General features: G+C 66.1%; 30 protein-coding genes and 1 riboswitch. Of the genes, 18 read left to right on the top strand and 12 right to left on the bottom strand.

All coding sequences use genetic code 11. The features are described 5' to 3' along the window. The first annotated feature begins 31 nt into the window (after positions 1-31). On the top strand, positions 32-892 hold the full coding sequence (locus tag ACNEOT_RS03225; protein WP_415972070.1) for a hypothetical protein: 861 nt from the start codon (positions 32-34) through the stop codon (positions 890-892). Between the two features lie 119 nt (positions 893-1011). Here the strand turns inward: ACNEOT_RS03225 and serS are convergent, their stop codons facing one another. Continuing rightward, positions 1012-2265: a serine--tRNA ligase gene (gene serS / locus ACNEOT_RS03220; RefSeq protein WP_415972069.1), complete on the bottom strand. Its 1254-nt coding sequence runs from the start codon at positions 2263-2265 to the stop codon at positions 1012-1014. An 11-nt stretch (positions 2266-2276) separates the two neighbouring features. Then, a complete protein-coding gene (locus tag ACNEOT_RS03215) occupies positions 2277-2669 on the bottom strand; it encodes an ankyrin repeat domain-containing protein (protein ID WP_415972068.1) in 393 nt (130 codons plus the stop codon). Between the two features lie 34 nt (positions 2670-2703). Here ACNEOT_RS03215 and ACNEOT_RS03210 point away from each other — a divergent pair, with 34 nt between their 5' ends. Next, positions 2704-3789 (top strand): septum formation family protein, encoded by a 1086-nt coding sequence (locus ACNEOT_RS03210; protein ID WP_415972067.1) that lies wholly within the window; start codon positions 2704-2706, stop codon positions 3787-3789. 13 nt (positions 3790-3802) lie between these two features. Further along, a complete protein-coding gene (locus ACNEOT_RS03205) occupies positions 3803-4135 on the top strand; it encodes a metallopeptidase family protein (RefSeq protein WP_415972065.1) in 333 nt (110 codons plus the stop codon). A gap of 201 nt (positions 4136-4336) precedes the next feature. Here the strand turns inward: ACNEOT_RS03205 and ACNEOT_RS03200 are convergent, their stop codons facing one another. Both ACNEOT_RS03200 and ACNEOT_RS03195 read right to left on the bottom strand, forming a co-directional pair. After that, positions 4337-5128, bottom strand: coding sequence for a CbtA family protein (locus ACNEOT_RS03200; RefSeq protein ID WP_415972063.1), 792 nt, complete (start codon positions 5126-5128; stop codon positions 4337-4339). Next, positions 5119-5313: a CbtB domain-containing protein gene (locus tag ACNEOT_RS03195; RefSeq protein WP_415972061.1), complete on the bottom strand. Its 195-nt coding sequence runs from the start codon at positions 5311-5313 to the stop codon at positions 5119-5121. The genes ACNEOT_RS03200 and ACNEOT_RS03195 overlap by 10 nt, the downstream gene beginning before the upstream one ends. 69 nt (positions 5314-5382) lie before the next feature. Further along, a riboswitch (cobalamin riboswitch) is annotated at positions 5383-5458 on the bottom strand. A gap of 100 nt (positions 5459-5558) precedes the next feature. Between ACNEOT_RS03195 and ACNEOT_RS03190 the strand changes: the two genes are divergently transcribed. From ACNEOT_RS03190 to ACNEOT_RS03175, 4 genes are all read left to right on the top strand, one after another. Beyond that, positions 5559-6125, top strand: coding sequence for a histidine phosphatase family protein (locus tag ACNEOT_RS03190; protein WP_415972060.1), 567 nt, complete (start codon positions 5559-5561; stop codon positions 6123-6125). A gap of 87 nt (positions 6126-6212) precedes the next feature. Further along, a complete protein-coding gene (locus ACNEOT_RS03185; protein WP_032381057.1) occupies positions 6213-6524 on the top strand; it encodes a PE family protein in 312 nt (103 codons plus the stop codon). A 54-nt stretch (positions 6525-6578) separates the two neighbouring features. Continuing rightward, positions 6579-7754, top strand: coding sequence for a PPE domain-containing protein (locus ACNEOT_RS03180; protein WP_415972059.1), 1176 nt, complete (start codon positions 6579-6581; stop codon positions 7752-7754). Next, positions 7751-8578 carry an ESX secretion-associated protein EspG gene (locus ACNEOT_RS03175; protein ID WP_415972057.1) on the top strand — a complete coding sequence of 276 codons (828 nt, stop codon included), beginning with the start codon at positions 7751-7753 and terminating at the stop codon, positions 8576-8578. Before ACNEOT_RS03180 ends, ACNEOT_RS03175 begins: the two co-directional genes overlap by 4 nt. On the opposite strand, the gene ACNEOT_RS03170 is transcribed toward ACNEOT_RS03175, so the two are convergent. The 3 genes from ACNEOT_RS03170 to ACNEOT_RS03160 are packed head-to-tail and all read right to left on the bottom strand — an operon-like array spanning position 8571 to position 10897. Next, on the bottom strand, positions 8571-9236 hold the full coding sequence (locus ACNEOT_RS03170) for a histidine phosphatase family protein (RefSeq protein WP_415972055.1): 666 nt from the start codon (positions 9234-9236) through the stop codon (positions 8571-8573). The genes ACNEOT_RS03175 and ACNEOT_RS03170 overlap by 8 nt on opposite strands. Continuing rightward, the gene (pheA, locus tag ACNEOT_RS03165; protein WP_415972053.1) at positions 9233-10165 is read right to left on the bottom strand and encodes a prephenate dehydratase; all 933 of its coding nucleotides are present in this window, start codon (positions 10163-10165) and stop codon (positions 9233-9235) included. Before pheA ends, ACNEOT_RS03170 begins: the two co-directional genes overlap by 4 nt. Positions 10166-10174: 9 nt before the next feature. Next, the gene (locus ACNEOT_RS03160; protein ID WP_415972051.1) at positions 10175-10897 is read right to left on the bottom strand and encodes a hypothetical protein; all 723 of its coding nucleotides are present in this window, start codon (positions 10895-10897) and stop codon (positions 10175-10177) included. Positions 10898-11093: 196 nt separating this feature from the next. On the opposite strand from ACNEOT_RS03160, the gene ACNEOT_RS03155 reads away from it, so the two are divergent. From ACNEOT_RS03155 to ACNEOT_RS03135, 5 genes are all read left to right on the top strand, one after another. Further along, positions 11094-11861 carry a DUF2470 domain-containing protein gene (locus ACNEOT_RS03155; RefSeq protein WP_415972049.1) on the top strand — a complete coding sequence of 256 codons (768 nt, stop codon included), beginning with the start codon at positions 11094-11096 and terminating at the stop codon, positions 11859-11861. Between the two features lie 32 nt (positions 11862-11893). After that, complete coding sequence (locus tag ACNEOT_RS03150) at positions 11894-12703, top strand: CPBP family intramembrane glutamic endopeptidase (protein ID WP_415972048.1); 810 nt, start codon at positions 11894-11896, stop codon at positions 12701-12703. A gap of 394 nt (positions 12704-13097) precedes the next feature. Further along, complete coding sequence (locus ACNEOT_RS03145; RefSeq protein ID WP_415973635.1) at positions 13098-14372, top strand: LCP family protein; 1275 nt, start codon at positions 13098-13100, stop codon at positions 14370-14372. A 67-nt stretch (positions 14373-14439) separates the two neighbouring features. Next, the gene (locus ACNEOT_RS03140) at positions 14440-15000 is read left to right on the top strand and encodes a ferritin (RefSeq protein WP_415972046.1); all 561 of its coding nucleotides are present in this window, start codon (positions 14440-14442) and stop codon (positions 14998-15000) included. A gap of 112 nt (positions 15001-15112) precedes the next feature. After that, entirely contained in the window at positions 15113-15667 is a 555-nt protein-coding gene (locus ACNEOT_RS03135; RefSeq protein ID WP_415972044.1) for a ferritin, read from the top strand. 100 nt (positions 15668-15767) lie between these two features. On the opposite strand, the gene ACNEOT_RS03130 is transcribed toward ACNEOT_RS03135, so the two are convergent. Genes ACNEOT_RS03130 through ACNEOT_RS03115 form a run of 4 tightly spaced genes read right to left on the bottom strand, consistent with a single transcriptional unit; the run spans position 15768 to position 18854 of the window. After that, positions 15768-16679, bottom strand: a complete 912-nt coding sequence (locus ACNEOT_RS03130) for a DUF5926 family protein (protein ID WP_415972043.1) — start codon at positions 16677-16679, stop codon at positions 15768-15770. A 10-nt stretch (positions 16680-16689) separates the two neighbouring features. Continuing rightward, positions 16690-17463 carry a glycerophosphodiester phosphodiesterase gene (locus tag ACNEOT_RS03125; RefSeq protein ID WP_415972042.1) on the bottom strand — a complete coding sequence of 258 codons (774 nt, stop codon included), beginning with the start codon at positions 17461-17463 and terminating at the stop codon, positions 16690-16692. Beyond that, a complete protein-coding gene (locus tag ACNEOT_RS03120) occupies positions 17460-18503 on the bottom strand; it encodes a DUF4328 domain-containing protein (protein ID WP_415972041.1) in 1044 nt (347 codons plus the stop codon). The genes ACNEOT_RS03125 and ACNEOT_RS03120 overlap by 4 nt, the downstream gene beginning before the upstream one ends. Continuing rightward, positions 18504-18854 carry a rhodanese-like domain-containing protein gene (locus tag ACNEOT_RS03115; RefSeq protein ID WP_415972039.1) on the bottom strand — a complete coding sequence of 117 codons (351 nt, stop codon included), beginning with the start codon at positions 18852-18854 and terminating at the stop codon, positions 18504-18506. A 286-nt stretch (positions 18855-19140) separates the two neighbouring features. On the opposite strand from ACNEOT_RS03115, the gene ACNEOT_RS03110 reads away from it, so the two are divergent. Next, on the top strand, positions 19141-20067 hold the full coding sequence (locus tag ACNEOT_RS03110; RefSeq protein ID WP_415973634.1) for an LLM class F420-dependent oxidoreductase: 927 nt from the start codon (positions 19141-19143) through the stop codon (positions 20065-20067). Positions 20068-20161: 94 nt separating this feature from the next. Here the strand turns inward: ACNEOT_RS03110 and ACNEOT_RS03105 are convergent, their stop codons facing one another. Then, positions 20162-21301 carry an acyltransferase family protein gene (locus tag ACNEOT_RS03105; protein ID WP_415972037.1) on the bottom strand — a complete coding sequence of 380 codons (1140 nt, stop codon included), beginning with the start codon at positions 21299-21301 and terminating at the stop codon, positions 20162-20164. Positions 21302-21560: 259 nt separating this feature from the next. On the opposite strand from ACNEOT_RS03105, the gene ACNEOT_RS03100 reads away from it, so the two are divergent. The 5 genes from ACNEOT_RS03100 (at position 21561) to ACNEOT_RS03080 (ending at position 26037) form a co-directional block, all read left to right on the top strand. Further along, positions 21561-22184: a superoxide dismutase gene (locus tag ACNEOT_RS03100; RefSeq protein ID WP_415972036.1), complete on the top strand. Its 624-nt coding sequence runs from the start codon at positions 21561-21563 to the stop codon at positions 22182-22184. Positions 22185-22356: 172 nt separating this feature from the next. Further along, positions 22357-22884 carry a peptidase gene (locus tag ACNEOT_RS03095; RefSeq protein ID WP_415972034.1) on the top strand — a complete coding sequence of 176 codons (528 nt, stop codon included), beginning with the start codon at positions 22357-22359 and terminating at the stop codon, positions 22882-22884. 208 nt (positions 22885-23092) lie between these two features. Beyond that, positions 23093-23797 carry a TMEM165/GDT1 family protein gene (locus ACNEOT_RS03090; RefSeq protein ID WP_415972032.1) on the top strand — a complete coding sequence of 235 codons (705 nt, stop codon included), beginning with the start codon at positions 23093-23095 and terminating at the stop codon, positions 23795-23797. A gap of 33 nt (positions 23798-23830) precedes the next feature. After that, a complete protein-coding gene (locus tag ACNEOT_RS03085; RefSeq protein ID WP_415972031.1) occupies positions 23831-25024 on the top strand; it encodes an ATP-binding protein in 1194 nt (397 codons plus the stop codon). Further along, on the top strand, positions 25021-26037 hold the full coding sequence (locus tag ACNEOT_RS03080) for a hypothetical protein (protein ID WP_415972029.1): 1017 nt from the start codon (positions 25021-25023) through the stop codon (positions 26035-26037). The genes ACNEOT_RS03085 and ACNEOT_RS03080 overlap by 4 nt, the downstream gene beginning before the upstream one ends. Positions 26038-26095 lie beyond the last annotated feature (58 nt).

The raw sequence follows: 26095 nt of genomic DNA, 5'->3' as shown, positions 1-26095 counted from the left end.
GTCCGGTAGAAAGCAACGGGGGAGAGACCAAGTGAAGAACAGTGTGGCACCACCACGGCCGACCCGGGTCGTCCGAACCGCGCTGCCGCTGATCGCGACACTCGCATTGGTCGGAGCCTGCGATTCCGCCGTCGGACTCCCGTCCGAGCAGTCAGGGGCACCGAGCAGCACCACTGCGCCCACGACAACACAGACCGCGGTCGCCGAAACCACCACTACGCCCCCACCGATTCCGCCGGGCCCACCCGTCGGCGAGGTCCCTGGAAATCCCGATGCAGCGATGGCTCTGCGACCGTTCGTCAACGATCTCACCGGCGGCGGGATCGGTGTCGTCACGGCGCGGTGCTGGACCGTTCCGCCCACCGAAATTCCCGCAATGTACGTCGACACCGACGCCATTCTGGCTGCCGCCGCCGGCCCCGGCGTCGACGGACAGTACGCCGTCACGTGGACCGGGCCCAGTGCCACGGTCAGCGTCGAGCGCAGTGAGATCGCGTCGGGCTATGCGTGCCCCACCGTCTACCCCACCGGCACCGCCCCTGTGTTCGACGCGGTGGACGCGGCCTACACCGTCGATCGCTATCTGGGACGCCTCGCCGGGATTCCGGTCAATCGCAACGACGTGGAAGAGAACTACCCGCTCGTCTGCGACGGACGACAGACCTGGGATCCCCTCGGCACCGGCTCTCCTACCGCCCCTCCGCTGGTGGAAAATCCGGAGATCCTGCCCGGCATCGCTTCGTTCGACCCCGACAGCGTCTTCGTCACCGGTCAGAACGGGATATACACGCAGGTCAATGCCGATATCGTCGACGCGTCCTCGACGTATCGGAACCGCACGTTCGTGTTGGCAGTCGGCGGCGAGGGCTACTGCATCGGCGATATCGCCTGAAGTAGCCAGCCCAGCAGTTACTTCAGGAGTGGAGCCTGCGGAACGACCCGATCAGCGCAGGAGTGGAGCCTGCGGAACGACCCAGTCAGCGCAGGAGTGCAGCCTGCGGAACGACCCATTTAACGCAGAACGTCCGTTCCGACGAAGGGGACGAGGGCCTCGGGGACGCGGACGGTGCCGTCGGCCTGCTGGTGGTTCTCGAGGATCGCGACGATCCAACGGGTGGTCGCGAGGGTGCCGTTGAGTGTCGCCGCGGTCTGAGGCTTGCCGTTCTCGTCGCGGTATCGCACGCCGAGGCGTCGGGCCTGGAAGGTCGTGCAGTTCGAGGTCGACGTCAGTTCTCGGTAGGCCTTCTGGGTGGGAACCCATGCCTCGCAGTCGAATTTGCGGGCGGCCGAGGAGCCGAGGTCTCCTCCTGCGGTATCGATGACGCGGTAGGGCAGCTCGACGGCGGCGAGCATTTCCTTCTCGAACTCCAGCAGCTTCTGGTGTTCGGCGGCCGCGTCCTCGGGCTTGATGTACGAGAACATTTCGATCTTGTCGAACTGGTGGACTCGAATGATGCCGCGGGTGTCCTTGCCGTAGCTGCCTGCTTCGCGGCGGAAGCACGACGACCAACCGGCGTAGCGCTTCGGGCCGTCGGCGAGGTCGATGATTTCGCCCGAGTGGTAGCCCGCGAGGGCAACTTCCGAGGTTCCGACGAGGTAGAGGTCGTCGGCTTCGAGGCGGTAGATCTCGTCTGCGTGCGCGCCGAGGAATCCGGTTCCCGACATGATCTCCGGCCGTACCAGCACCGGCGGGATCATCATGGTGAAGCCGTTCTTGACGGCCTTCTGCGCGGCGAGCTGGAGCAGTCCCTGCTGCAGCAGCGCGCCATAGCCGGTCATGAAGTAGAACCGCGAGCCCGACACCTTGGCTCCACGTTCCATGTCGATCAAGTTCAGGGCCTCGCCGAGCTCGAGGTGATCCTTCGGCTCGAAATCGAACTCCGGGAGCTCTCCGACGGTCTCGAGCAGCACGAAGTCGTCCTCGCCGCCTGCAGGCGTGCCGTCCTGCACGATGTTGGAGATCGCGCGGTGGGCCGCGTCGAGCGCGGCATCGGCCTCGGCTTCGGCGGCCTGGGCGGCCTTGACCTTGGCGGCCAACTCCGATGCCCCGGCCAGCAGCGCGGGACGGTCCTCGGCGGAGGCCTTACCGACCTGCTTTCCCAGCGCTTTCTGCTCGGCGCGCAGCTGATCGCCGGCCAGAACAGCCGCCCGGCGGGATGCGTCGGCGTCGAGAAGAGCGTCGACGAGAGCGGGGTCCTCGCCTCGGGTGCGCTGCGAGGCGCGCACTGCGTCAGGGTTTTCGCGAAGGAATTTCAGGTCGATCACGAGAGGAGACCTTACTTGCCGAGCAACCCCAGGTAGTCCTCGCGTCCGAACATCCTGGCCGCATCGATCGCCGACGGGTGGCCGCCGTGCGGATCGGCTCCGCCGTCGACGAGTAGACGCACCACGGCGTCCTCACCTTTGAACACTGCGCCTGCGAGCGGAGTCTGTCCCTTGTCGTTGGGCTTGTTCACATCGGCACCGCGCTCGACCAGCACCCGGACAGCGTCGGCGTGCCCGTGATAGGCAGCCAGCATGATCAGCGTGTCACCTGACTCGTTGTGCAGATTCACCGGAACACCCGCGTCGACGTAACTCGCCAGAGCCGCCGCGTCACCCGTACGTGCCATCGCGAACAGTCGACCGGCCAGCTCGCTGAGGTCGTCGTCACCTGTCGGGTCGCTCATGGAGTCCGAACATACTCGGGCATGATGGGGGGTGATGTCCGAGATCGAAACAGAGCCCCCGACGAGCGAGAAGTCTCGACGAACACTGTCTGCAACCACTGCTCGACGCGCTCTTGCCATGGTTGCGGTCGGTGCAGTGCTGGCTGCGGGGGCGACGGTTTTTCTCGCCGACGGGTTCTCGACGCCCGAGAAGATCACGACCCACACGACGGCCAGTGGTCCTGCGACCGACGGCCCGGTGTCGGCATCATCATTCGGTGCAGCCGATCCGGGCACGTGCCTGCAATGGACGCCCACCGACGATCCGGAAACCGATCGGCAGGACTTGGCCGAAGTGCCCTGCTCCGATCCCCATCGCTTCGAGGTGGCTCGCGACATCGACATGAGCGTCTACCCCGGCGTCGAATTCGGACCCGGCTCGCCGTATCCCGGCTCGATCCGATTCAGCGAATTGCGCGACGAGCACTGCACGGCCGCCGTCGACAACTACGTCGGTGCGAAATTCGATCCGAGCGGCCGCTTCGGCGTCGGGCTGATGTTCCCCAGCCAGGCCGGGTGGACCAAGGGTGAGCGGACGCTGCGCTGCGGTGTGCAGATGCCGTCGAACACCGGCGCGTTGATGGAGATGACAGGCTCGATTCTCGATCAGGACCAGTCGAAGGTGTGGCCGACCGGCACGTGTATCGGCATCAGCCAGAACGTTCCAGCCGATCCGGTCGACTGCTCGGCCCCCCATGCGTACGAGGTGGCGTCGGTGATCAACCTGACGCAGCAATTCCCTGGCGGGCACCCGTCCGAGGGCGATCAGGACGCGTACTTGGAGAAGACGTGCACCGACGCCGTCAACGGCTACCTCGGCTCGGACACTGCGTTGCGAGACAAGACACTCACCCTGTTCTGGGACACCATCGACGTCCCGAGTTGGCTCGCCGGAAGTCGCCAGGTGACCTGTTCGGTGGGCAAGGAACTCGATTCCGGCGGCTTCGCGACCATCGTCGGCACCGCCAAGGGCGACATCCTCATCAACGGTGCCGCGCCCGTCCCGCCGCCCTCTGCTCCCGACGGCCGCGCACTGCCGACACCGCTGCCCGGCGCCGCCCCGATCACCACCGGAGGGTGACATTCCCACCCACATGACCCGCGTCGACTTCGAGGAAGCCGTATCCGACGCCCTCGACACCCTGCCGCGTGAGCTCACCGAATTCATGGACAACGTGGTCGTGCTCGTCGAAGAAGAACACCCCACCGAGGACATCCTCGGGTTGTACGAGGGCATCGCGCTGACCGACCGGTACGAATACAGCGGACATCTACCGGACGTCATCACGATCTACCGCAAACCGATCCTCGAGATGGTCGACGACGAAAACGAGGCCCGACGAGAAATCGCGATCACCGTGGCCCACGAAATCGGACATCACTTCGGCATCGACGACGAGCGCCTGCATCAACTCGGATTCGGCTGAGCGCACTCGCTCACTCCGCCCGCGCTCACCTCGATCGCACACCCCCGCTCGCACACCCCCGGAACGCGTGAATGGACCATTGCATGCGTCTGAGCCATGCAGTGGTCCATTCACCCGGACCGAACCGGGCCACCCGCACCGCGTCAATGGCACTTTGCATACGTCTCGGCGGTGCAATGGTCCATTCACGCGGACGTTGGGCTACGCCGCAACTGCCTCACGGCGAGCAGGTCGAACTGCGCGATCGGTGAGGAACGCGAATACCAATCCCAATCCGAGCCACAGAGTTGCCTGAGTAGCCAGTGACGACAGGCGGAATTCCCACAGTAGGGTTGCCGGGAAGTCCGAGCCCACCTCGTTCACCTCGGGCAGCAGTGTGTATCCGATGCCGACGAGAACCAGGAACGCCAGCAGGGGCGCGCCGACGCGAACGGCAACCGACGACGTCGATGCCACCGCCTTCGCCACGTAGACCGCAACCGCGACGGCCAGCAGCCCCAGGATCACCGATGCCAACCAGAGCCAGGTGCGCTGGGTGATCGTCTCCGGATCGCCGACGGCAGGCGGGTTTGCCGGGTATTTGAAGAACGGCACGGCTTCGATGGCCAACCACCCGGCACCGGCTCCGACGAGGGCCAGCACCGAACCCGGGAGGGAGCTGAAGCGTCGGCCGTAATGCAGTGCCGAGGCGAAGATCGCGCCGAGTGCAAGTCCGGCGAGTCCGGTGGCGAGGAACAGTCCGACGCGTTGCCCGTCTCGGCTGACGAGCGGTTCCTCGTCACCGTGCGAGTGCGCGGCGGGGGCGGCGTCGGCGTGATGTGGCTCGCCTGCTGCCTCTTCGATGGCGATGGCCGAGTCGATGTGCGGCTCACCGACGACGAAGGCGACGGCCCCGGCGAGCAATCCTGCAACGAGTCCGGCGAGCAGACCTCGCACCAGTAATTGGACGAATGTGCCCTGCAGGGTCGGGCCGTGTGTGTCGGTCAGTGGCATGGCAGGCCCAGCAGGTGGCGGCCGTCGTGCATCAGTTCGTGCATGTACATGCCACTGCGGGAGATTGCGCCCTGATCGAATCCGACGAGGTAGAGCACGGTGAAGGCGAGCAGAATCGTTGCGGCGACGATGACGGCCAATGCAGCCGACTCCGTCGTATTACTGGGTGCGTGAATGATTGCCATGGTGTCCTCCTGGGATTGTGCGTCCCGTAGTCCCCGCTCGAAAACGGGGACGGCCATGCGATGAACGAGTTTTCTGACTCTCGATTTCGGGCATGTCGCCGTCGTCGATCACAGTGGCGCAACCGTTCCGGATTCTCACCGGATTACCTGCGTACATCGCGTATTACCAGCGAACTGTGGCACCGCACGAAGCTCTGTGTCAATCGCTGTCCCGACCCACCACCGCTCGATGCCAGAATGACCGGATGACTGCGCCCGTGACCCGACTGATCCTGGTCGCTCACGGCAGAACCGCCGCGATGCGCTCCGGCCGGTTTCCGGGCAACGAACCTCTCGACGACGCGGGTCTGCGCGACCTCGGCGCGGTGACCGACCTCCCGCGCGTCGACCGCATCCTGGCCGGCCCGGAAGACCGGTCGATCTCCACCGCGCGCGCGTTCGGATCGGACATCTCGGTCGTACCCGCGTTGGCCGACCTCGACTACGGCCGGTGGTCCGGTCTCGAGATGACCGATCTGCCCGACGCCGACGCGATGGCCTGGCTGAGTGATCCGGCGTTCGTACCACCGGGCGGTGAATCCCTCGATGCGCTGTTCTCTCGCGTCGAGGTGTGGTTGAGCGGTGACGGGTCGACGCCCGGCCGGACGCTGGCGGTGACGTCCCCGGCTGTCGTACGCGCCGTCGTGGTGCTGGTGTTGGCGGCTCCCGAGTCCGCGTTCTGGCGGATCGATGTATCCCCACTGACTCGCACATCGGTCAGCCGTCGACGCGGCGTGTGGACTATCGGCTCGGTGGCGGAGAAGTCGATCTGAGTTTTTCTCGCGTCGATGGAACCAAACTCGGAACGGCGGCGTCCTACCTACCGACAGGGGAAGATCTTCGATCGAGGAGTGTGGCTCATGACCGTCATCAAGGTGGATCCGGTGGCTCTTCAGCTCGCTGCCTCGGAACTCGATGCGGTCGCCGCCCGGCTGCAGGCCGCTGTGACTGCGACAGCGATACCGGTACGCCCACTGCCGCCCGGCACCGACGAGGTCTCGCTGCTGACCGAACGATTTTTCGGCACCGCGGCCGACACCTTCGGACCCGCTGCAGCGCAGGGTATTTCGGAGCTACACCGGGCAGCCGAGGAACTGAGGAAGCAAGCCGCGGACTACGTGGCCACCGACGACGACACTGCCGGGGGCCTGCCCGGTCTGCCCGGCATCTGACGCGACCGCACCACAAGACGACAACGCAGGCTCGAACATCATGGGGGCTAGAGGATGACGCTCGGAGTGACAGGTGTGGTGTGGCTGCCACGCACGGCGACGGGAAATTCGACGCGACTGCTCGGGCCGGGACCGGTGCCGCTGCACGTCGCCGGTGGCGCGTGGGGTTCGGTGGCCGCGGCGTTCACCGAGGCATCGGCGAGTATTGCCGCCGTCACCGCGGCACTGACCGCCGGCTGGGAGGGCGAATCGGCTCTGCTCGCGCAGGCTGCGCTCGCCCGCTTCGCCACGTGGACCGGTGCCACTGCACTCAAGGCCGCGGCGCTGTCGGTCGAGGCCCCTGCCGCAGGCACCTCCTACGGGGTCGCGCTCGCGACCATGCCCTCGCTGATCGAAATCGGAGCGGTGCAGGCCGCCAAGGTCACCGCTGCCTCGACGGGCGGCGCACTGAACGGCAGCTACGAGGCAGCCGAGGTGGCCGACCGATTGCTCGACATCCGCGCCGCCATGGTGATGGAGGGATTCGAGCTGGTCTCCTCGCACCGCATCGTCAAGACCACCTTCGATCAGCCGCCGGCCATCGTCTCCGATTCGGGCAGCGGCCTCGGCAAGTTCGCCAACGGCGCGCTGATGACGTCGCCGGTGCAAGCCGCAATCGGTGGATTGATCGCCGCGACCCAGAATCCCGGCGTGGCCGCAGCGGCAGGTCAGCTCGGTAGCGCTGCCACGTCCATCGCCGGCACCGGTGTCTCCACCGTGGCCACCGCCGCATCGAACATCGGGTCGAGTGCACTGTCGGGTGGATCCGGCGCAGGCGGCGCTCACGGGTTCGCACCCGGCGGTTCGGCATCGCCGGCCGTCGGCCCGGCGTCCACGCGTCCGGTGTCCTTCGGTAGCGGTGCGGGTGGAACCGGCGGACTCGGCGGCGGGATCGGAATGCCCGGTTCGGCTTTGGGTCCCGCAGGTGGTGGGTCGCTGGCAGCAGGGGCAGTCCCGGGTGGGCCCAGCGCATTCGGCGCACCCACTGCGGGCGACGGAGGCCTCGCTCAGCGCGGCACCGGCGCGGCAGGCGCTCCGGCGGCAGGCACGCGCGGGCAGGCCGAGGACGACGAGCACGAGACCCCGGACTACCTCAAGCAATTCGAGCACTTCGCGGACGGGCGCACCGTCGCTCCGTCCGTCATCGGCGCAGAACCGACCCTGCCCGACACCAGCGGGAACGGCCGTTGATCGACTTGGGAACCGTGCCGGTGGGCCACACATTGCCGAACGTCGCCCTCGGTGTCGACGAGATGGACTTTCTCGTCGACGAGCTGGCTATCGCCGAATTGCCCGTCGTCCTCGATGTGTTCCCGCGCTTCGACCACGCTGCCGCGCGGGATTCCGCACTCGAACGTGGCCGTAGCGCACTGGACTCGGCCGGACTACTGGCCGGCGGCCGCGTGCACGAGGACCTCCAGCAGTGGATGCGGGTCCTCGAACAACCGCACTGGTACGTCTCGGCGCGCCTGTTCGACGTCGAGAGCGACGAGCCCGTTCCGACCACTCGAATCTGCGTCGCCTCCGACGACCGAACAACGGTATCGGCACTGCGGCGAGACGACGTCGTCACCATCCGCGTCGTCCACGGCGACCCGGCCCACGACCTCACGACGTCCATCGGCTCGGCCGCACCACACGACCCGGGCAGCGTGAACGCGCCCACGGATCTGCTGGCCGAAGCACTCGACGCCGCACCCACCGACGTCGGAGCCACCGCATCCCGCCTGCGCGGGATCGGCGTACCGGACGACCGAGCTGCGGCCCTGGCGTCGGCGATGGCCACTTGCGCCGGCAGAACCGAGATCACGGCCGTCGCGCGCAGACACGGCACCCGCCACGTGGCCGGTCGGCCCGTCGCCCTGTTCGACACCCGAGCCGGACGCATCCTCGCCACCTCCACCCTGGCCGCCGACGGCACGGCCTGGAGTTCAGTGACCGGCGCGACGGATCGCAGGGTGACTGCAGCCCTGACCGAGCTGATCGCGTCGGCTCAGGAGCATCTCGCTAGCTGATCGGATTGTCGTCCTTCTCGCTGCCCTTACCCTCGAACGGCGGCAGGAACGTGCCCCACCTGGCGCACTCCCACCCTCCGCCCGGCAAGGGCAGCAGCTCGACGGTGTGAGTGTTGTCGAGGTGGTTGTCGGCCGCGAACGTGCCGTCGACGCCTGCCAGTACCGCCGCGACCAATCGGATTGCGGCACCGTGGCTGACGACGACGACATCGCCCGCTGTGTCGTCGCTCAGATACTGCGCGCGGAGTCCGTCGAGTACCGGCACGTAGCGCTCCAACACCGAGTGCCCGCTGTCCCCGCCCGGTACGGCCGCCGCGAGATCCCCTGCGTGCCAGCGATGAAATACCTCGGTGAACTCTCGATGCGCGTCGGGGTCGTCACGATCTTCCAGGTCGCCTGCGAAAGTCTCCTGGATCCCCTCCTTCACCACGAGTGGAACTCCGGTCGCACGCTCGATGTAGCCGGCAGTTTGCTTGGCGCGCAACGCAACCGAGGACACCAGCACCACCGGAGGGTGTCCGATCCACGTCTGCGCATAGCTCTCGGCCTGCCGGTGCCCCAGCTCGGTGAGCTCCGCTCCCGGCGGCGCGGTGTCCAACATCTTGGCAACGTTCGATGTCGTCTGGCCGTGACGAACGAGGATCAATTTGCCCATCACAGATCACCGCGTCCGGCGCGAATGTCGGCGAGCCACTGCACGTGCTCGTCGATCGGCGGCGGCACCGATCCACCCGTTCCCGTTGCGGTGGGCCAGGATCCGAGAAAGCGCAGCGGCATCTTGCGATGGAATGCGGCCAACATCTCTGCGACGAGCGGATCGTCGATGTGCCCGGCGCAGTCCACGAAGAACCTGTACGTTCCGAATCGTGAACGGGTGGGCCGTGATTCGATGAACGTGAGGTCGATGTTCCGAATTCCGAACTCGGCCAACGCGGCGGGGAGGGTACCGGGGTCGTTCGGCGGCTCGAGGACGACCGAAGTGCGGTCGGCACCGGTACGGGCAGGCACCGGTTGCGGCGTGGTCACCAACAGAAATCGAGTTCGTGCTCCCTCGACGTCGATGACACCATCGGCCAACTGCGGCAATTTCAGACGCTCACCGGCCAGCCGCGTCGACACGGCAGCGTCGACCATGCCGGCCGCAACATCTTCTGCCGCACCGGCATTGGACGAGGCCGACTGCACAGCGGCGTTCGGCATCGAGACCTCGAGCCACTGCCGCACCTGATTGAGGGCGATGGGGTATGCGCTGATCGAGCGGGCCGAGTCGAGGGTGACGCCGGCGCCACCGAGGATGGTGAAGGCGACTTCGATCTCCGTCTCGGCGACGATCTGCAGCCGGCGTCCCTCCGACAACGCGTCGAGCGTGGGTGGGACCGCTCCCTCGATGGAGCTTTCGATGGGAACCACGGCGGCGTCGGCGGCACCCGAGCGCACGGCTTCGAGTGCCGCAGGCGGGTTCGACGCAGACACTCGCTCGACGTCCCCGTCCAGACCGACCGCAGCGAATGTTCCGAGCCTTTCGAACTGCGCCAGCGCCATCTCCGTGAACGTTCCCGATGGACCGAAGTAAGCGATGCGAGGCACGTCTCGAGGTTACGTTGTCGACGTCCACGAAGCGATCAAACCGACGTCGACCAGTCGTGCACGAGCGCCGGCGGCATCGACGATCTCGATGCCGAGCAACACCTCGCGGACCGCCTCCGCCGCCTCCGGGATGAGTGCTCGCAGCGCGGCGACGTTCGGGGACGCGAGCGCGGCACCGATGTCGTCTCCGCGCAGCGACGCCACCGTCGCAGCGAGGATCGCGAGAACCTCGTCTCCCGACTCGGCGCGAGCGACCAGGCCCACATCGGCGTGCGAGACCACGGCGAGCACGTCCGCGATGCGCCGCGGGGTGTCGCCGACGCGGATGCCGGGGGTCCGGTGGGCGAGGACGACGGCCTCCGCAGTCTCTGCCACGTCGATCGCATCGAACACGGGGAAGACGACGAGCGGCGAGGGCAACCGCAGCGCGAGCGCGTCGGCGAGATGTTCGGCGGGAGCGTCCACGTCGAACCTGACGGCCTCGTAACCGCCGGTACGGCCTGCACGGAGTTCATCGGGATCGAGGTCGAGGTGCACCACGACGCGTCCGAGATTCTCCGCATCGGACAGGGCGAGCAGGGTCGATGCTCGGACGACAGGCGGTCCGTATTCGGCTCCACGAGGGGCCGAGGCCACTGCATCTGCGTCGGCGCAGATCGGCTGCAGCAGTCCGTGGACGAGCGCGTTCGGGTCGGGTCGGTGTGGCACACCGAGGGTCAGCGGAATCGGCACGCCCTCACGGTAGACCCGTGCCTGGGTCGTTCCGCGGGCTCCACTCCCGTGCCTGGGTCGTTCCGCGGGCTCCACTCCCGGGTCCGGGTGGTTCCGCGGGCTCCACTCTCGGGCACGCTCTTGCGATCCCCGCCACACCACGCTAACTTAGGTTTGCCTCACCTACTCGCACGACCCGATCGCATCGGAGGAGCCCATGCTCGGCGCAACCACCACCACCGGACCGTCCACTGCCGAACGCGTGCGCAGTGCATGCATGCGCGCCGAGGGCGCAGCCTTGGCGATCGACGGCAGCGAACCGGTGGTCACCTCGCTGCACCATCTGCGACCCAACGGCGAGATGATCCTCGCCGTCCCCACCGACTCCGTGGATGCGGTCGCCTGGCAGTCCTCTCGCGGCGGAACTCCCGCAGTCCTCGAACTCACCGATCACGCGCCGCTGGCCTTGCGTGAGCCGGTGCGGTCGCTGGTATGGCTTCGCGGAGATCTGCGCCCGGTTCCGGATTCGCTGATGCGTCCCATGGCCGGAGCAGTGGCCGCCGAACATCCGCATCCGGCACTCCTCGACGTCGGGCACACCACCTCGCTGATGCGGCTGATCGTCACCTCAGCCGTGGTCGCGGACAGCACCGGCGCGGAACCGGTCGACGTCGACACGCTGCTCGCAGCCGAACCAGATCCCTTCTGGGAGATGGAGACCAGCTGGCTCGAGCACCTCGACTCCGACCACCCCGACCTGCTCGCCCAATTGGCCCGACGCCTCCCGCCGTCGCTGCGTCAGGGCCGGATCCGTCCGCTCGGCATCGATCGCTACGGAATCCGGCTGCGTATCGAGGGCGAATGCGGCGACAACGACGTCCGGCTCGGATTCGCCGCTCCCGTCGAGGACGTCATCTCGCTCAGTCGCGCGCTGCGAGTTCTGGCCGGCTGCCCGTTTCTCAACGGTCTGCGCGCCCGCGGCTGACCCTTACGCACGAAACAGGGCAGACTCGTGCGGTGATCGACTTCAAGAGCTGGTTGACGCCACCGCCGCCCGCGAGCACGGCTCCCCCGCCCGATGCCCGCGAACGCAGCACCATCAAGGTCGAGATCGCGATCGTCCTGCTGGTGACGTTCGGCCTGAGCGGTATGAGCAGCATCCTCTCGCTCATCGAGGACGCATTGCAGACCGCAGCGCTGTCCGATCAGACCGTGGCGCTGAACTCGTCGCGGTCGAGTTTCAGCCTCATCGATCTGCTGTTCCAGCTGTTGAGCATTCTGCGTCTGTGCGCCTGGGGAGCGCTGGGGTTGTATCTACTGTGGCGAGCCGATCTGGCACCTCGGGCGATCGGGCTGGCCCGGCCGCGACTGAAGATCGACCTCGGTCACGGCGTCGGACTGGCCGCGCTGATCGGTGTGCCCGGACTGGGGCTGTATCTCGTGGGCAATGCCCTCGGGTTCAATCTGAACGTCGTTCCCAGCGCCCTCGACGACCACTGGTGGCGCGTCCCCGCGCTGATTCTGTACGCGCTGGCCAATTCCGGTGCCGAGGAGATCATCGTCGTGGCGTACCTGATCTCCCGCCTGCGGAGACTCGGACTGAGCGAGAACACGTCCCTGCTGTGCTCGTCGCTGTTGCGCGGCAGCTATCACTTCTATCAGGGCGTGGGCGGCGGGGTCGGAAACTTCCTCATGGGCCTGGTCTTCGGCCGCTACTGGCAGCGCACCGGCAGACTGTGGCCGCTGCTCGTTGCGCACGCTCTGATCGACATCGTCGCCTTCGTCGGGTACGCCCTCCTGCGCGAACATCTGTCGTGGCTCCCGTGAATCCGACGTCCATCGACCGGGTTCCGCGCGCGGCGACAGTTACAGTCGACCCGTGAACGACGACGATCGCTACGGACGGCACGGCGCGCCAGACCGGCGAACGCCGCCTCCCGGTCGAACGCCGCCCCCGGGCCGCACACCAGCAGACGGCACCCCACCGAATCGCACACCGCCGAACCGCACACCACCGAACCAAATGCCACCGGGCCGATCCATGCCCAGCAGGCCCGGTCCAGCACCCCAACCCGGTCGCGCCGGAGGCCCACCTCCGCAGCAGCCACCGGGTTCACCACGACCCCGCCGGCAACCGCCCGGCCAACAGCCGCCCCCACGTGGGTATCGCCCGGGCCAGCCGCCGCGGCGTCCGGGGCCACCACCGGAGGGCACCGAGTACATCCGACGCGACGGCCGCCCGACCTCGGGTCAGGAGGGGTCGGCTCGCCAGGCTCCACCCCCGCGCCACAGCCCTCAGCAGGCATGGTCGCAGGCACCCGAACCGCAATCGGCGCAATCACCTCCCCCGAACTCGACGCGTCAGTACTCGCGCGCCGAGGACACCCCGCCCGGTGATCCTCAGGGCCGCACCGGGTATGCGCCGCGTCAACAGCCGGAACCGTTCTCGGAGGAGAGCAGGCAACCTGCGCAACGCGCTTCACGTCGACCGGAACCCTCACGGCCACAACGTGATTCGCGTCCACCGAAGGCCGCGAAGCCACGCAAGCGCAGGCGTTGGGGGCGACGCTTCCTGATCGTGCTGCTCGTCCTCGTCCTGGGGATCGGCGGCATCGTCTACTACGTCGACAGCTCGTTGACGCGAGTCGACGCTCTCACCTCCTACCCGGGTCGCGTCGGCGACACTCCTGGCACCAATTGGCTACTGGTCGGGTCGGATTCGCGGGCCGGCCTGACGCCGGAGCAGGAAGCCGCGTTGGCTACGGGCGGCGAGGTGGGCCCGAGCCGCACCGACACGGTCATTCTGATCCACATCCCCGAGGGCGATGGCGCGACGACGATGGTCAGCCTGCCGCGCGATTCGTACGTATCGATTCCGGGCGAGGGCGAGGACAAACTCAACGCGGCCTTCGCTCTCGGCGGGCCGCCATTGTTGGTGCAGACGGTCGAGGGCGCAACCGGGGTGCACATCGATCACTACGCGGAGATCGGTTTCGGCGGGTTCGCCGGGATCGTCGACGCGGTCGGCGGGGTCAACGTGTGCGTGCAGAATGCGATCGACGATCCGTTGGCGGGCATCAACATTCCCGCCGGGTGTCAGGATCTCACCGGATCCGAGGCGCTCGGTTTCGTGCGGTCCCGCGCGACGGCGTTGGCCGACCTCGACCGGATGAACAATCAGCGCGCATTCATGTCCGCTCTGCTCGAAAAGGCAACCAGCGCTTCGACGTTCCTCAACCCGCTGCGGTTGTGGCCGTTGGTGTCCGATACCGCGTCCTCGTTGAGCGTCGACGAGGGAGATCACATCTGGAACCTCGCCGCACTGGCCTGGGCGATGCGCGGAGGTCCGGTCACCACGACGGTGCCGGTCGGCGGTTTCCAGGATTCCGACGTCGGCAACGTTCTGCTGTGGGACGACACTCGTGCTCCGGCGTTCTTCGACGCCATCGCGCAGGATCGCGAGATCCCACCGGACCTGCTGACCGGCGGCCCCTGAGCAGCAAGCAACACCGGTAGGCGGGAGAGGAGCCTGCGGAACGACCCAGGGTTGTACGTTGTGGACCATGACATCGACGTCTGCCCAGCCCGCCGCAACACCCGGTACGACGTTCCACGATCTTCTGCGCGCCCAGGTGCGCCACGAGTTCACTGCCTCGCAGCAGTACGTCGCGATCGCGGTGTGGTTCGACCGCAACGATCTGCCGCAGTTGGCCAGGCGCTTCTACGCTCAGTCCGCCGAAGAGCGTCGCCGCGCCATGATGATGATTCGCTTCCTCATCGACAACCGCCTCGAGGTCGACGCGTCGGGCATCGACGACGTGGTGACGACGTTCCGGTCGGTTGTCGAACCGGTGGAATTGGCGCTCGCACAGGAATCGACGGTGACCGAACAGATCACTGCGCTTGCACGTGCCGCCCGGGCCGAGGGCGACTACATCGGCGAGCAGTTCACCCACTGGTTCCTCACCGAGCAGGTCGAGGAGGTAGCGGCAATGCAGACTCTGCTCAACATCGTTCGCCGGGCCGGCACCGATCTGTTCGACATCGAGCAGTACGTCGCCCGCGAGATCGGCTCCACGGTGATCCGCGCCACCAATGCCCCGAAAGAAGCCGGGAGCGCGTAGTTTGCGCCCAGCTCAGAGCGGACATTTAGGATCCACTGTATTAGGCTACGTTCGCCTCAATAAGGCTCGACTTGGATGACAATGCCCTCTGACCAGGCATATCGTCCACTGCATGAGCGCAGACATCAAGGAAACCAGCCACACCAAGTTCCACGCACTTCTTCGTGACCAGATCCGCAACGAGTTCACCGCCTCGCAGCAGTACATCGCCACCGCCGTCTACTTCGCGAATGTCGACCTGCCGCAGCTGGCGAAGCACTTCTACGCGCAGTCCGTCGAAGAGCGCAACCACGCGATGATGATCGTGCAGTACTTCCTCGATCGCGACATCACGGTCGAGCTGACCGGCGTCGACGCGTCGAAGTCCGTCTTCACCGATCCTCGTGAAGCCATTGCCCTGGCCCTGGCACAGGAGGAGACCGTCACCGAGCAGATCATCGCTCTCGCGAGCACCGCACGTGAAGAGGGCGACTACCTCGGCGAGCAGTTCATGCAGTGGTTCCTCAAGGAGCAGGTCGAGGAAGTTGCCAGCATGAAGACGCTGCTCAACATCGCAGACCGCGCAGGCCACAACCTGTTCGATCTCGAGCAGTTCGTCGCCCGCGAGATGAACACCAGCGTGACCGCAGACGCGGGCGCACCCACCGTTGCCGGCGGATCGCTCTGATCCGCATCGCAACACTCCACGAGTAACGCGCGAAACCTCGCGCTCATACGGGTGGTCGTCGGACAAGCAGCCCTTGCCCGACGGCCACCCGGCTCGCGTTCTAGCGCAGCGTGACCTGGCGTCCGCGAAGGCCGTCGCGCGAGCGCAGCTGCGCCGCGGTCAGGGGAGCGTCGACCGCCAGTGCCTCGTTCAGCTTCGCTCCGAATTCCTTTGTGGGCGCTGCCCATTCGGTAGGATGCATCTCGGGATCGAGATCGAACACCGGCACCAGCAGACCGTGCGTGCGGAACGAGCCCGCGTAGCGAGATCCCTCACCCAGGTGCAGATCACCCGCGGCGTGCAGGCGCGCGAGTGCGAGCATCACGTCGTCTTCGCTCTCCGGGCGAACCCACCGGATGTGCGCTTTGTCGCCGGCATCGACCCACCACGCCGCGACGACGCCGTCGGCCTCGATCCGCGCCGAGGGCATGATCGCCTGGTTGGCACGCTCCACGGTGGCAGTCACATCCGCTGCGGGAGTAGCACTTTCGGGAATCCACCAGTTGAAGTCCTGATGGACGGTGATCTCGAGCAGCGCGGAGGCGTCGAGCACATCGGTCAACGCGGGGATGCCGTCGGTGATTTTCGCGGCCTCGAGCGACTCGCCCGCGGGGGCTGTGGACACCCAGCCGAGCGCGCTACTGATATCTGCTGCAACATCTTTCGACTGCGTCTGCACCTGCAGGCCGACGAATCCCTCGATGGTACCCGCATCCTCGCGCACCAGAGCCGCGACGGCTCCGGGCAGCACCGTTGCCAACGTGATGGTGCGACCATCCACGGTGATCGGCGCGGTTGCCGTTGCCGACGGGACGAACTCGCGCAGCGCTACCAGATCGCATTCGGCGGCCAGGCCCTCGAACGGTCGAGTCGGTGCCGATTCGATACTCGCGCGCTCTGCCTCACGCTGCGCCAGCTTCGCTGCTCGGTTGCTGTCCTGCTTCGGTCCACTGTTTCTTTTGCTCTTACCCACGCCCGAAAACCTACACGTTCTTCGATTCGAGCCAGGCGCGCGTTCGGCCGGGGTGATTGGTGGCAATCCACCCGACGCCGAGCTCGCGGCACAGGTCCACGTCCTCTTTCTCGTCGACGGTCCACACGTAACTCGCCCGGCCCGACGCGGCGGCGCGATCGATGATGGCCGGGTGCTCACGCAGCGCCCGAATGGACGGGCCGACGGCGGTGGCACCGACGGTCGTCGCCGCTCCGCCGCCCAGGTAGTGCGAGCTGTCCCCCAGGAGCACGGTCGGAAGCATCGGAGCCGACCGCCGGATGCGCCAGACGGCCGACGGCGCGAACGACATGATGACCGCGCGCGAGTGGTCGGCCGAGGCGGGAGCGCCGATGCCGAACTTGTGCAGTTCGGCGAGCACTGTGGACTCGATCAGCGAGCCGTACCGCACGGGATGCTTGGTTTCGATGAAGAGCTTGACCGGCTTGCTGCTCCAGTCCAGGACCAGGGAGATGAGGTCGTGCAGCGTCAGGAGTTCGGCAGCTTCGTCGGCATCTCCGTAGTTCAGCTCGGCGAGTTCGGCGAAGTTCATCTCGCTGACGATGCCGGTGCCGTCGGAGGTTCGGTCGACGCGACGATCGTGCACGCACACGATGTGACCGTCCTTGGTCAACCTCACATCGCATTCGACGCCGTCCGCACCCTCGCGCAACGCGAGGTCGTAGGCCGCGAGGGTGTGTTCCTTCTTGGCCGCCGACGCACCTCGATGCGCAACGACCAGCGGGCCACGGCGATCGGGACTCATGAGACCGTCACCGCCTCGGATTCGCGTTCGGGCTGGGACTGTTCGGGCTGTGTCTGTTCGGGCTGTGTCGGCGCGGATTTCTGTTCGGTGCCGGCGGCGATCACCCAGCGGGTCGGACGCGACACGGCGGAGCCGCGCAACGTGCGGCCTTCGAGTCGGCGCATCACGGCCAGGGTCAGCACCGCCGAGCCCGCGGCCACCAGTGCCACGACTGCTGCCAGCAGAACTCCGTCGGCGCGGGCCTGGAGGGTATTTCGAAAACTCCACAGCAGTTGCACGACGACCAGCGCGTTGCTCGCCGCCCACACGCCCCACCAGATACGGACCAGCCTCAGCTCGCGGTGCACGTCGGCATCGTCACCGCCGCGTAGGCGGACCACCTCGGTGAGGTACACCCCGGGCATGACGATGCGCACCACGGGCAACATCGACAGCAGCAGCATCGCGCGCACCGAACGCGGATCGGTGGAGCCGGCCGCGGTGAAGACCAGTCTGCGTTGCCTGATCAGCCAGCAGGACGTGGTGATCAGCGCCGACAGGCCGACGATGAGCGCGCCGACCTGGGCGAAATACACCAACGCGTCGGACACGGCCAGGGTGATCGGCGAGACCAGTCGGGTGCGGTTGTACAGCAGGATGCCGTAGCGGAACACTTCGGCGAACGCGGCGAGCCCCAGCAGCAGTGCGGTGGCGATGACCAGCGTCTGAGCGTGTGCAGCGTACTGCTCGACGCGGCCGACGGGGCGACTCGCTCGGGGATCGCGTGGGATGTCGCGCAACCCCCACGTCGGCGTCGAGTCGTAGTGCGGCGTCGGGGTTGCGGATCGACCGCGGCGCGGCACCTTCGTCGACGGGGTTGCCGGGCGTGCGACCCAGCGGAAGTTTCGGCGGCCCTGCGCGGGCGCCCGGGAGGACACCGGCGAGAGCAGGACGCCGTGGCAGCGCGGGCACCAGGTGCCCGGCCGTGCGCCGACTGCCCAGCGGGTGCTGCAGCGGGCGCAGACCTGGAACGCCTGCGTGCGTCCCTGCGGTGCCGACATCTAGATGATTCTCGCTTCGTGGGAGTCGTCGTCACGCTGAATCTGTCGACCCGCCGCCTGCCAGGCCAGCATTCCGCCGTCGACGTTGACAGCGTCGTAGCCCACGCGGTTCAGGTACTCGACTACGCGAGCCGAACGACCACCGGCCTTGCAGACGACGTACACCTCGGATTGGTTGTCGATCTCACCGGCGCGGGACGGGATGTCGCCCATCGGGATGTGGACGGCGTCGGGTGCGTGTCCGGCCTGCCACTCGTCGTCTTCGCGCACGTCGAGCAGCACAGCCGATTCCGGGAACGGCACCGGAAGGCGGTCGACGGTGACAGCGGGCGACTGCTCGGGGTGAGACACACCTCGATCTTGTCACGGCTTCGCGCGGGGCTGCCACCCGTGTCCCGACGGCCGAAGCGCCACCCGCCTATGACCTACGTCACTTCAGTCACAGAAGTTATCCACACTATCCACAGGTCGATCCACAGAATCGGGCCTCGTGCCGGTTTCTATCCACAGGTCAAAGCTCCGAGTCGGTCTTGCGGTGTACCGAATCCCAACCTCGGTTGTGGATCGATGGTGATTTGACACAGCCGCCGTCTGCAGTCCCGTCCATCCCCTGTTTACGCTGAAAACCATGACTTCGATCGAGCTACGCATCTTCACCGAGCCGCAACAGGGTGCCACCTACGACGACCTTCTCCGCGTCGCGAAAGCGGCCGAGGAGTTCGGCTACGGCGCATTCTTCCGATCCGACCACTACCTCGCGATGAGCGGCGACGGCGGCCCCGGACCCACCGACGCATGGATCACCCTGGCCGGGCTGGCCCGCGACACCTCGACCATTCGGCTGGGCACGTTGGTCACCTCTGCCACCTTCCGATACCCCGGCCCGCTTGCCATCAGCGTCGCGCAAGTGGACGCCATGAGCGGTGGTCGCGTGGACCTCGGCCTCGGAGCCGGCTGGTTCGAGGACGAGCACAAGGCCTACGGCATCCCGTTCCCACCGCTCGGTGAGCGCTTCGACCGACTCGAAGAGCAACTCGCCGTCATCACCGGACTCTGGGACACACCCGCAGGCGAGACCTTCTCGCACGCAGGCACGCACTACCCCGTCAGCAACTCCCCCGCGCTCCCCAAGCCGGTGCAGACACCCCACCCGCCCATCGTCATCGGCGGTGGCGGCAAGAAGCGCACCCCTGCTCTCGCCGCGAAATACGCCGACGAATTCAACATTCCCTTCGCCTCGCTGGCCGACACCGAAACGCAGTTCGGTCGCGTCCGCGCAGCCTGCACTGCCGCCGACCGCGATCCCGACTCCCTCGTCTACTCCAACGCCCTCGTCCTGTGCTGCGGGCGCACCGAAGAAGACATCGCTCGACGCGCCGCCGCCATCGGCCGCGAGGTATCGGAACTACGCGAGAACGGTGCCGCAGGAAGCCCAGCCGAACTCGTCGACAAAATCGGCAACTTCGGAGCCGTCGGCGCGACCCGCGTGTACCTGCAGACCATGGACCTCACCGATCTCGATCACCTCGAACTCGTCGCATCCGAGGTTCTCCCGCAGCTGTAACCCCCACCCGATCACCCCACCCGGAGTCCACTCAACGTGACATCCACCCCCGAAAAGGCCACCGAATGTCACATTGAGTACCCAGGGACTCGGGTCAGGCGGCGGATCGGGCGCGCAGGCGTCTGTAGGTCGCGTTGATGCGTCGGGTCGCGGGCAGTTCGATCCATCGGTACATGATTTCGGCGAGTGCGGCGGTGCAGGCCAGGAATGTCAGCACGGCGGCGCTGGGCCCGAAGTGGGGTTCGACTGCTGCGTAGATGCGGTAGAGCACGAGGGTGTGGATCAGGTAGATCGCGTAGCTGCGGGTGCCGATCCATCGGATGAGGGGCCAGCGGGTGATGGGGCCGTTGTGTCGGGCGAGTATCAGGACGGTTCCGGTGACGACGAGCAGTGTCCAGAGGTAGGTGTCGCCCATCCAGAAGGTGTGGACGTCGATGGCCAGTCGGATCACTTCGATCTGTGCGAGGACGCCGACCACGACCCATCGCCAGTTGACCAGTTTTGCCCATCCGAGGTAGGCGATCTGCCCGATGAACAGGGTCGGGAGCACGCCGGCGACCTTGGTCAGGAATGGGACGGTGTAGGGCTGCGGCAGGTACAGGTTGTAGAAGATCACCAGCGCGCACAGTCCGGCTCCGAGGAGCGGCACGACGATCGGCCTGGTGCGCAGCGCCGGGCGCATGGAGCTGCAGTAGAGGTAGAAGACGATCTGCACCACCAGGGTCCAGGTGACACCGAGGACGGCGACCTCGGGGCGCAGGAAGAAGCCGCCGAGGAAGAAGCTCAGCAACGCTTCGCCGTTGGTGATGCCGGGCTGGCCGCTGAACATGCCGTTGATGCCCAGTTTGACGAGGACGACGGCCAGTGCGATGGCGAACCAGAGGGCAGGGACCAGGCGGGCGAGGCGCGCGACCATGAAGTCCCGACGCGATTGCCGCATGGCGGATCGGGTGATGAGCAGGCCGGTGAGCAGCATGAAGATGCTGACGCCGACGAAGGACAGGTGCAGATTGAGGCCTGCGTCGTCGATGAGAACGATGTTGACGACGTCGATGAGCCACCAACCGCCGCCGATGTCGTCGAGCAGGTAGAACGAGATGTGTGAGTACAGGACTGCGAGAACTGCGATGGCTCTGACGAGGTCGGCACCGTTCATCTGGACTCGGGGCGCGGCGACCGGCTTCGCGATGACGGACTCGTCGACCGAATTTCGGCTCGATCGGTCCCCTTCCACACCGCGAGTTTAGGTTCCGTTCATCTTCCGGACCAATCCGGAGCCGCCCCGCAGCTGTTTAGTCAGTTTCGTAGTGAATTCACAGCGCAAGAATTCGACTGCGACGTTCACGCAAATTTATTCCGAGAAAAGCATCTCGGTTACAACGGTTGCACAAGGGGTAGGAATGAGATTGGGTTGAACCCTACGAAAGATCCGCAGTAGGACGAACGTGCCCGCATCACGCGATGGGTACGGCGTCGTTAGAGAAGGGAACCACGTGTCCGAGTACACCTTGCCCGACCTTGATTTCGATTACTCCGCCCTCGAGCCGCATATCTCGGGCGAGATCAACGAGCTCCACCACTCCAAGCATCACGCCACCTACGTCGCCGGTGCCAACACCGCGCTCGAGAAGTTGGCTGCAGCACGCGACGCCGAGGATCACGGCAGCATCTTCCTGCTCGAGAAGAACCTTGCGTTCCACCTCGGTGGCCACGTCAACCACTCCATCTGGTGGAAGAACCTCTCGCCCAACGGTGGCGACAAGCCCGAGGGTGAGCTCGGTGCCGCGATCGACGACCAGTTCGGTTCGTTCGACAAGTTCCGCGCACAGTTCACCGCTGCGGCCAACGGTCTGCAGGGCTCCGGCTGGGCAGTACTCGGCTACGACTCGCTGGGCAAGAAGCTCCTCACCTTCCAGCTCTACGATCAGCAGGCCAACGTGCCGCTCGGCATCATCCCGCTGCTGCAGGTCGACATGTGGGAGCACGCCTTCTACCTGCAGTACAAGAACGTCAAGGCCGACTACGTGAAGGCCTTCTGGAACGTCGTCAACTGGGCCGACGTCCAGGCTCGTTTCGAGGCCGCCACGTCGAAGACTCCGGGTCTGATCTTCCCGTAATTTCTTGACGCCGAACGGGTCACTGCAGATCGATGCAGTGGCCCTTTCGCGTTTCGAAGCCGGCTGGCACTCTCCCCATCTTGTGTGCCAGCCGATTTCGGTTCATTCTCATCCTTACCCAACGTCGTGTACCCGGCTCGAGCCCTGTACCTGTATGGGAGGAACGATCGAGATGAACGAGCGAGATCTCATCGGTGTTTCACCGTTTCATGCCGCCGGTCTGCTGCGCGGATTCGTGATTTCCGGCCGTTGGCCCGACACCACCAAGGAATGGGCGCAGTTTCTTGCCCTTGCAGTGCGGGTGGCGTCGATGCCGGGTCTGTTGGCAACGTCGACGGTGTTCGGGGTACGTGAAGAATTGCCCGAAGATCCGGCACCGGGGACGGTCGGGTTGGTCGTTGCCGAGGGACCGGTGATCGGAGATTTCGCGTTGGCTCCAGGACGCTTCGCCGCGCATCAGCCTGCCGCGTTGTTCATGCTGCATCCGCCGTCGGAAACGACACCGTCGCTCCCGGAGTGTGCGGGCGCGGCATCGGGTTGCGTCCTTCTGCCCGGCCTGCCGCACCTCGGGCTCGACCACCGGGCCGCGTGGGTGGAGGCCGAGTCCGACGGCACCGTGACCTCGATGGTCAGTCGGGTGGGTCTCGATCCCATCAGCGATCCCGACACCGCAGTTTTGGCCATGCTCCTCGCGTCGTGACCGCGGCCCACAAACGAATTTTCGGGAACCCAAACTTATTGACGCATTGGACATTTCGCGATCCGGACCTTACAGTCGTCTGCAGCGAAGGGGAGTAGCCCCCAATCACCGTGTCGACATACTGGTTGCGCCACAGCGACCCGGCACCTGAACCGGCCAGTTCCGGTGGGCGAGACCTTCGGTCCGTTCGACGACCGAGGAGTCTGCTGTGCTGTCTGCATTGCTGTTGAGTTTCGCTGTCATATTCGTGGCCGAGTTGGGCGACAAGTCCCAGCTGATGGCCATGACATTTGCCCTGCGCTACAAGTGGTACGTCGTCATCGGCGGCATCACGGTGGCCACCACCGTCGTGCATCTGGTCTCGGTCGCAGTGGGCCACTTCCTCGGAGTGTCGATCCCCACCGAGCTGATCTCCATCGTCGGCGGCATCGCGTTTTTCGTCTTCGGCCTGTGGACACTGCGCGGCGACTCCCTCTCCGACGACGAGGGCTCCAAAGCATCCCGGGTCACCAAATCTGCGTTCCTTGCCATCGCGTCGGCGTTCTTCCTTGCCGAACTGGGCGACAAGACGATGCTGGCCACCGTCACGCTCGCCGCCGACAACGACTGGGTCGGAGTATGGATCGGCTCGACGGTCGGCATGGTCGCGGCCGATGCACTCGCCATCGTGGTCGGTGCGGTTCTCGGAAAACATCTGCCGGAGCGCATGATTCAGTACGGCGCAGCCATCCTGTTCTTCGTTTTCGGTGCCGTCCTGTTCTTCGAGGGCCTGATGCCGGGCACTGCCGCTCCGTACATCGCGGCTGCAGCGGTCTTCGCGATGTCGGCAGTTCTGATCGCCGTTTTCGTTCGACGCTCCCGCACCAGGGCCGCGCGGGAAACCGAGAAGCAGACCACCACCGAACTCGCCTGACCTTGAACTACACTCCTCTTCCGGGAGGGGTGAATGAACGTTCGAGATGGCGGACCGGGTTCCGCCGATACCGATGCCGCACATCGATCGACCGACCGACTGATCAGAATTTTCGGCCGATTCGTCGGTACCGGCTATCTCATCTACCTATTGCTGTTGATACCGGATATCGCACGCAGTAGCGACGTTGTTTCCGGTTGGTGGACTCCGGTAACCACCGTCGTGGTGTTCGGCAGCGGTTTTGCGTTCGGGGCCTTCACCTTTCACCCGAGCGTCACCGTCATCAAGATCGCCGGTTCCGTCGCGGCGTCGACCTTCCCGATCATGGCTCTGTTGTGGTGGGTGGCCTGGGACGGTGAGACGTTCGATCGAGCCGGGACATTTCTCGCGGTGTTCCCCGGTCTTGCTGCGCTCGCTGCGGCAACGGTGTGGCGTCCTGTCCCGGCGTTCGCGCACATGACCGTCAGCGTCGTTCTCGTGCAGCTGATCAATCAGGCTGTGCGACAACCATTTCCCCGGAGCAATGTGATCGCAGAAATCTTCTTCGGGTTGATGTTCTGCACGGTGTTCGTCGCCGCGACCTTGGCCGCACTGCGCACCGGACGCATTCTCGACGCCACCATTTCCTCGACGCACGACGCCGCCGCCCGGGCAGCGGCGGCAAACGCACGAGAAGTCGAGCGCGAACGGTTCGATGCGCTGATCCACGACGAGGTCATGTCCTCGCTGCTCGCGGTAGCGCGCCACGGTCGCACCCCCAGTCTGATTCGTCAGGCCCGCTCGGCACTGACGCATCTCGACGACCTGTCCACGGGCTCGATCTCCCAGACATTCTCCGCCGCCGAGACATCGGCTCAGCTTCGTTCTGCCGCAACGACGGTCGACGAGTCCATCGATTTCACCGTGAGAGAGGACGCACTGGAGCGGACGGCGGTCTATCCCGCCGACGCCGTACGGGCCATTGCTGCTGCACTGGCAGAAGCACTTCGCAACAGTCGAATTCACGCCGAGGCGTCGCACCGTTCGGTCGCCGTCGAGCTGGCTGCCTCGTCGATGCGAATCACCGTGCAGGACGACGGCATCGGCTTCGATCGACGGTCGGTGCCGTCCCATCGACTCGGCGTCGCCGTCAGCATCGAGGGCAGAATGCGCCAGCTCGACGGCGGATCGGCCGAGATCGAGTCCTCGAGCGCAGGTACCACCGTGCGGTTGGGTTGGAAGCGATGAACGGTGAGGACGTTCGCGATCTGCTGTCGATGAAGTCGCCTGCCGCGTACGCCGTTGCGGTGTTCTACGTGCTCGCGTGTGCCGTCTGCGCGAGCGCCACGCTGGGCGGCGTGTCCGCCGTATGGCCGCCGTTCGTGTCGGTTGTCGTGTTCGCCGCCGCCGTGGTTCTTCTGCTCGGTGCCCCCGGCGATCCGCTCGGGCTTCGCTCGACAGTTCTGCTGACCGCGTCGGGTCCGGTGGCAGCGGTGTTCGTCTTCGCCGTGCTGCCGGTACCGCTGACCGGGAGCCTGCAGACCTGGCCGCTGGGGATGTCCGTGGTGATCTACACCTTCATGTGCGTCCGGGGTCGCACACCGGCCGCGTGGCTCGGTTTGGTGCTGACCATGTCCGTGGCCATCGGGTGGGCGGCGATGACGGGCCAGGGATTTCTGTACGGGCTCTCGTTCAGCGCCATCAACATCGCGCCGCTGCTGATGTCGACGTTCTTCGCGTTCACCATCCGTCCACTGGCTGCAGCCATTTTCGAGCTGCGCACGCAGTCGACGGTGCGCATCGCCTCCCGGGCTGCGGCGGCGGCTGTCCTGGAGGAGCGCGACGCACGCCTGGCCAGCCTGGACGCGTTGGCCCGTCCGTTGCTGCAACGCATCGCCGACGGACCGGATCCCACCGACGAGGACATCCTCGCGTGCCGGCTGCTCGAGGCCGAGCTTCGTGACACGCTGCGCGCCCGCGGCCTGATGCGGCCCGAACTCGCTCGCGCGGCCAGATCTGCCCGAGCCCGCGGGGTGGAGGTGATGATGCTCGACGACCGCGGCCCGGCCGCACTGAACGACGACGTCCGAGAACGCATCGTTGCTGCAGCGTCGAGTGCGCTCGATGCAGCGGACGTCGGATCGGTGACGGTCCGGCTTCTTCCACCCGGTCGTACCGCCGCGGCGACGATCCTGCTCGACGACCTGGGCGAGGGCGCACAGCGAGTCGAGTACGACGAAACCGGTCACACAAGGCGCTGATCGATGGTGTTTGGACCGAGCCCGCCCTGGTTACTCTGCGGCGGACCAGTCGGTCTGT

Source organism: Rhodococcus sp. 077-4 (genome assembly GCF_047782425.1).
Classification (GTDB): Bacteria; Actinomycetota; Actinomycetes; order Mycobacteriales; family Mycobacteriaceae; genus Rhodococcoides.
This window is presented reverse-complemented; position numbering and strand designations above follow the sequence as displayed.

Excerpts from the sequence above, each read along its gene's own strand:
- ACNEOT_RS03095 (WP_415972034.1), top strand. The coding sequence starts at position 22,357 with ATGAACGAGCGAGATCTCATCGGTGTTTCACCGTTTCATGCCGCCGGT.
- ACNEOT_RS03085 (WP_415972031.1), top strand. The coding sequence starts at position 23,831 with ATGAACGTTCGAGATGGCGGACCGGGTTCCGCCGATACCGATGCCGCA.
- ACNEOT_RS03190 (WP_415972060.1), top strand. The coding sequence starts at position 5,559 with ATGACTGCGCCCGTGACCCGACTGATCCTGGTCGCTCACGGCAGAACC.
- ACNEOT_RS03155 (WP_415972049.1), top strand. The coding sequence starts at position 11,094 with ATGCTCGGCGCAACCACCACCACCGGACCGTCCACTGCCGAACGCGTG.
- ACNEOT_RS03125 (WP_415972042.1), bottom strand. The coding sequence starts at position 17,463 with ATGAGTCCCGATCGCCGTGGCCCGCTGGTCGTTGCGCATCGAGGTGCG.
- ACNEOT_RS03120 (WP_415972041.1), bottom strand. The coding sequence starts at position 18,503 with ATGTCGGCACCGCAGGGACGCACGCAGGCGTTCCAGGTCTGCGCCCGC.
- ACNEOT_RS03135 (WP_415972044.1), top strand. The coding sequence starts at position 15,113 with ATGAGCGCAGACATCAAGGAAACCAGCCACACCAAGTTCCACGCACTT.
- ACNEOT_RS03200 (WP_415972063.1), bottom strand. The coding sequence starts at position 5,128 with ATGCCACTGACCGACACACACGGCCCGACCCTGCAGGGCACATTCGTC.
- ACNEOT_RS03205 (WP_415972065.1), top strand. The coding sequence starts at position 3,803 with ATGACCCGCGTCGACTTCGAGGAAGCCGTATCCGACGCCCTCGACACC.
- ACNEOT_RS03210 (WP_415972067.1), top strand. The coding sequence starts at position 2,704 with ATGTCCGAGATCGAAACAGAGCCCCCGACGAGCGAGAAGTCTCGACGA.
- ACNEOT_RS03195 (WP_415972061.1), bottom strand. The coding sequence starts at position 5,313 with ATGGCAATCATTCACGCACCCAGTAATACGACGGAGTCGGCTGCATTG.
- ACNEOT_RS03180 (WP_415972059.1), top strand. The coding sequence starts at position 6,579 with ATGACGCTCGGAGTGACAGGTGTGGTGTGGCTGCCACGCACGGCGACG.
- ACNEOT_RS03140 (WP_415972046.1), top strand. The coding sequence starts at position 14,440 with ATGACATCGACGTCTGCCCAGCCCGCCGCAACACCCGGTACGACGTTC.
- ACNEOT_RS03185 (WP_032381057.1), top strand. The coding sequence starts at position 6,213 with ATGACCGTCATCAAGGTGGATCCGGTGGCTCTTCAGCTCGCTGCCTCG.
- ACNEOT_RS03080 (WP_415972029.1), top strand. The coding sequence starts at position 25,021 with ATGAACGGTGAGGACGTTCGCGATCTGCTGTCGATGAAGTCGCCTGCC.
- ACNEOT_RS03215 (WP_415972068.1), bottom strand. The coding sequence starts at position 2,669 with ATGAGCGACCCGACAGGTGACGACGACCTCAGCGAGCTGGCCGGTCGA.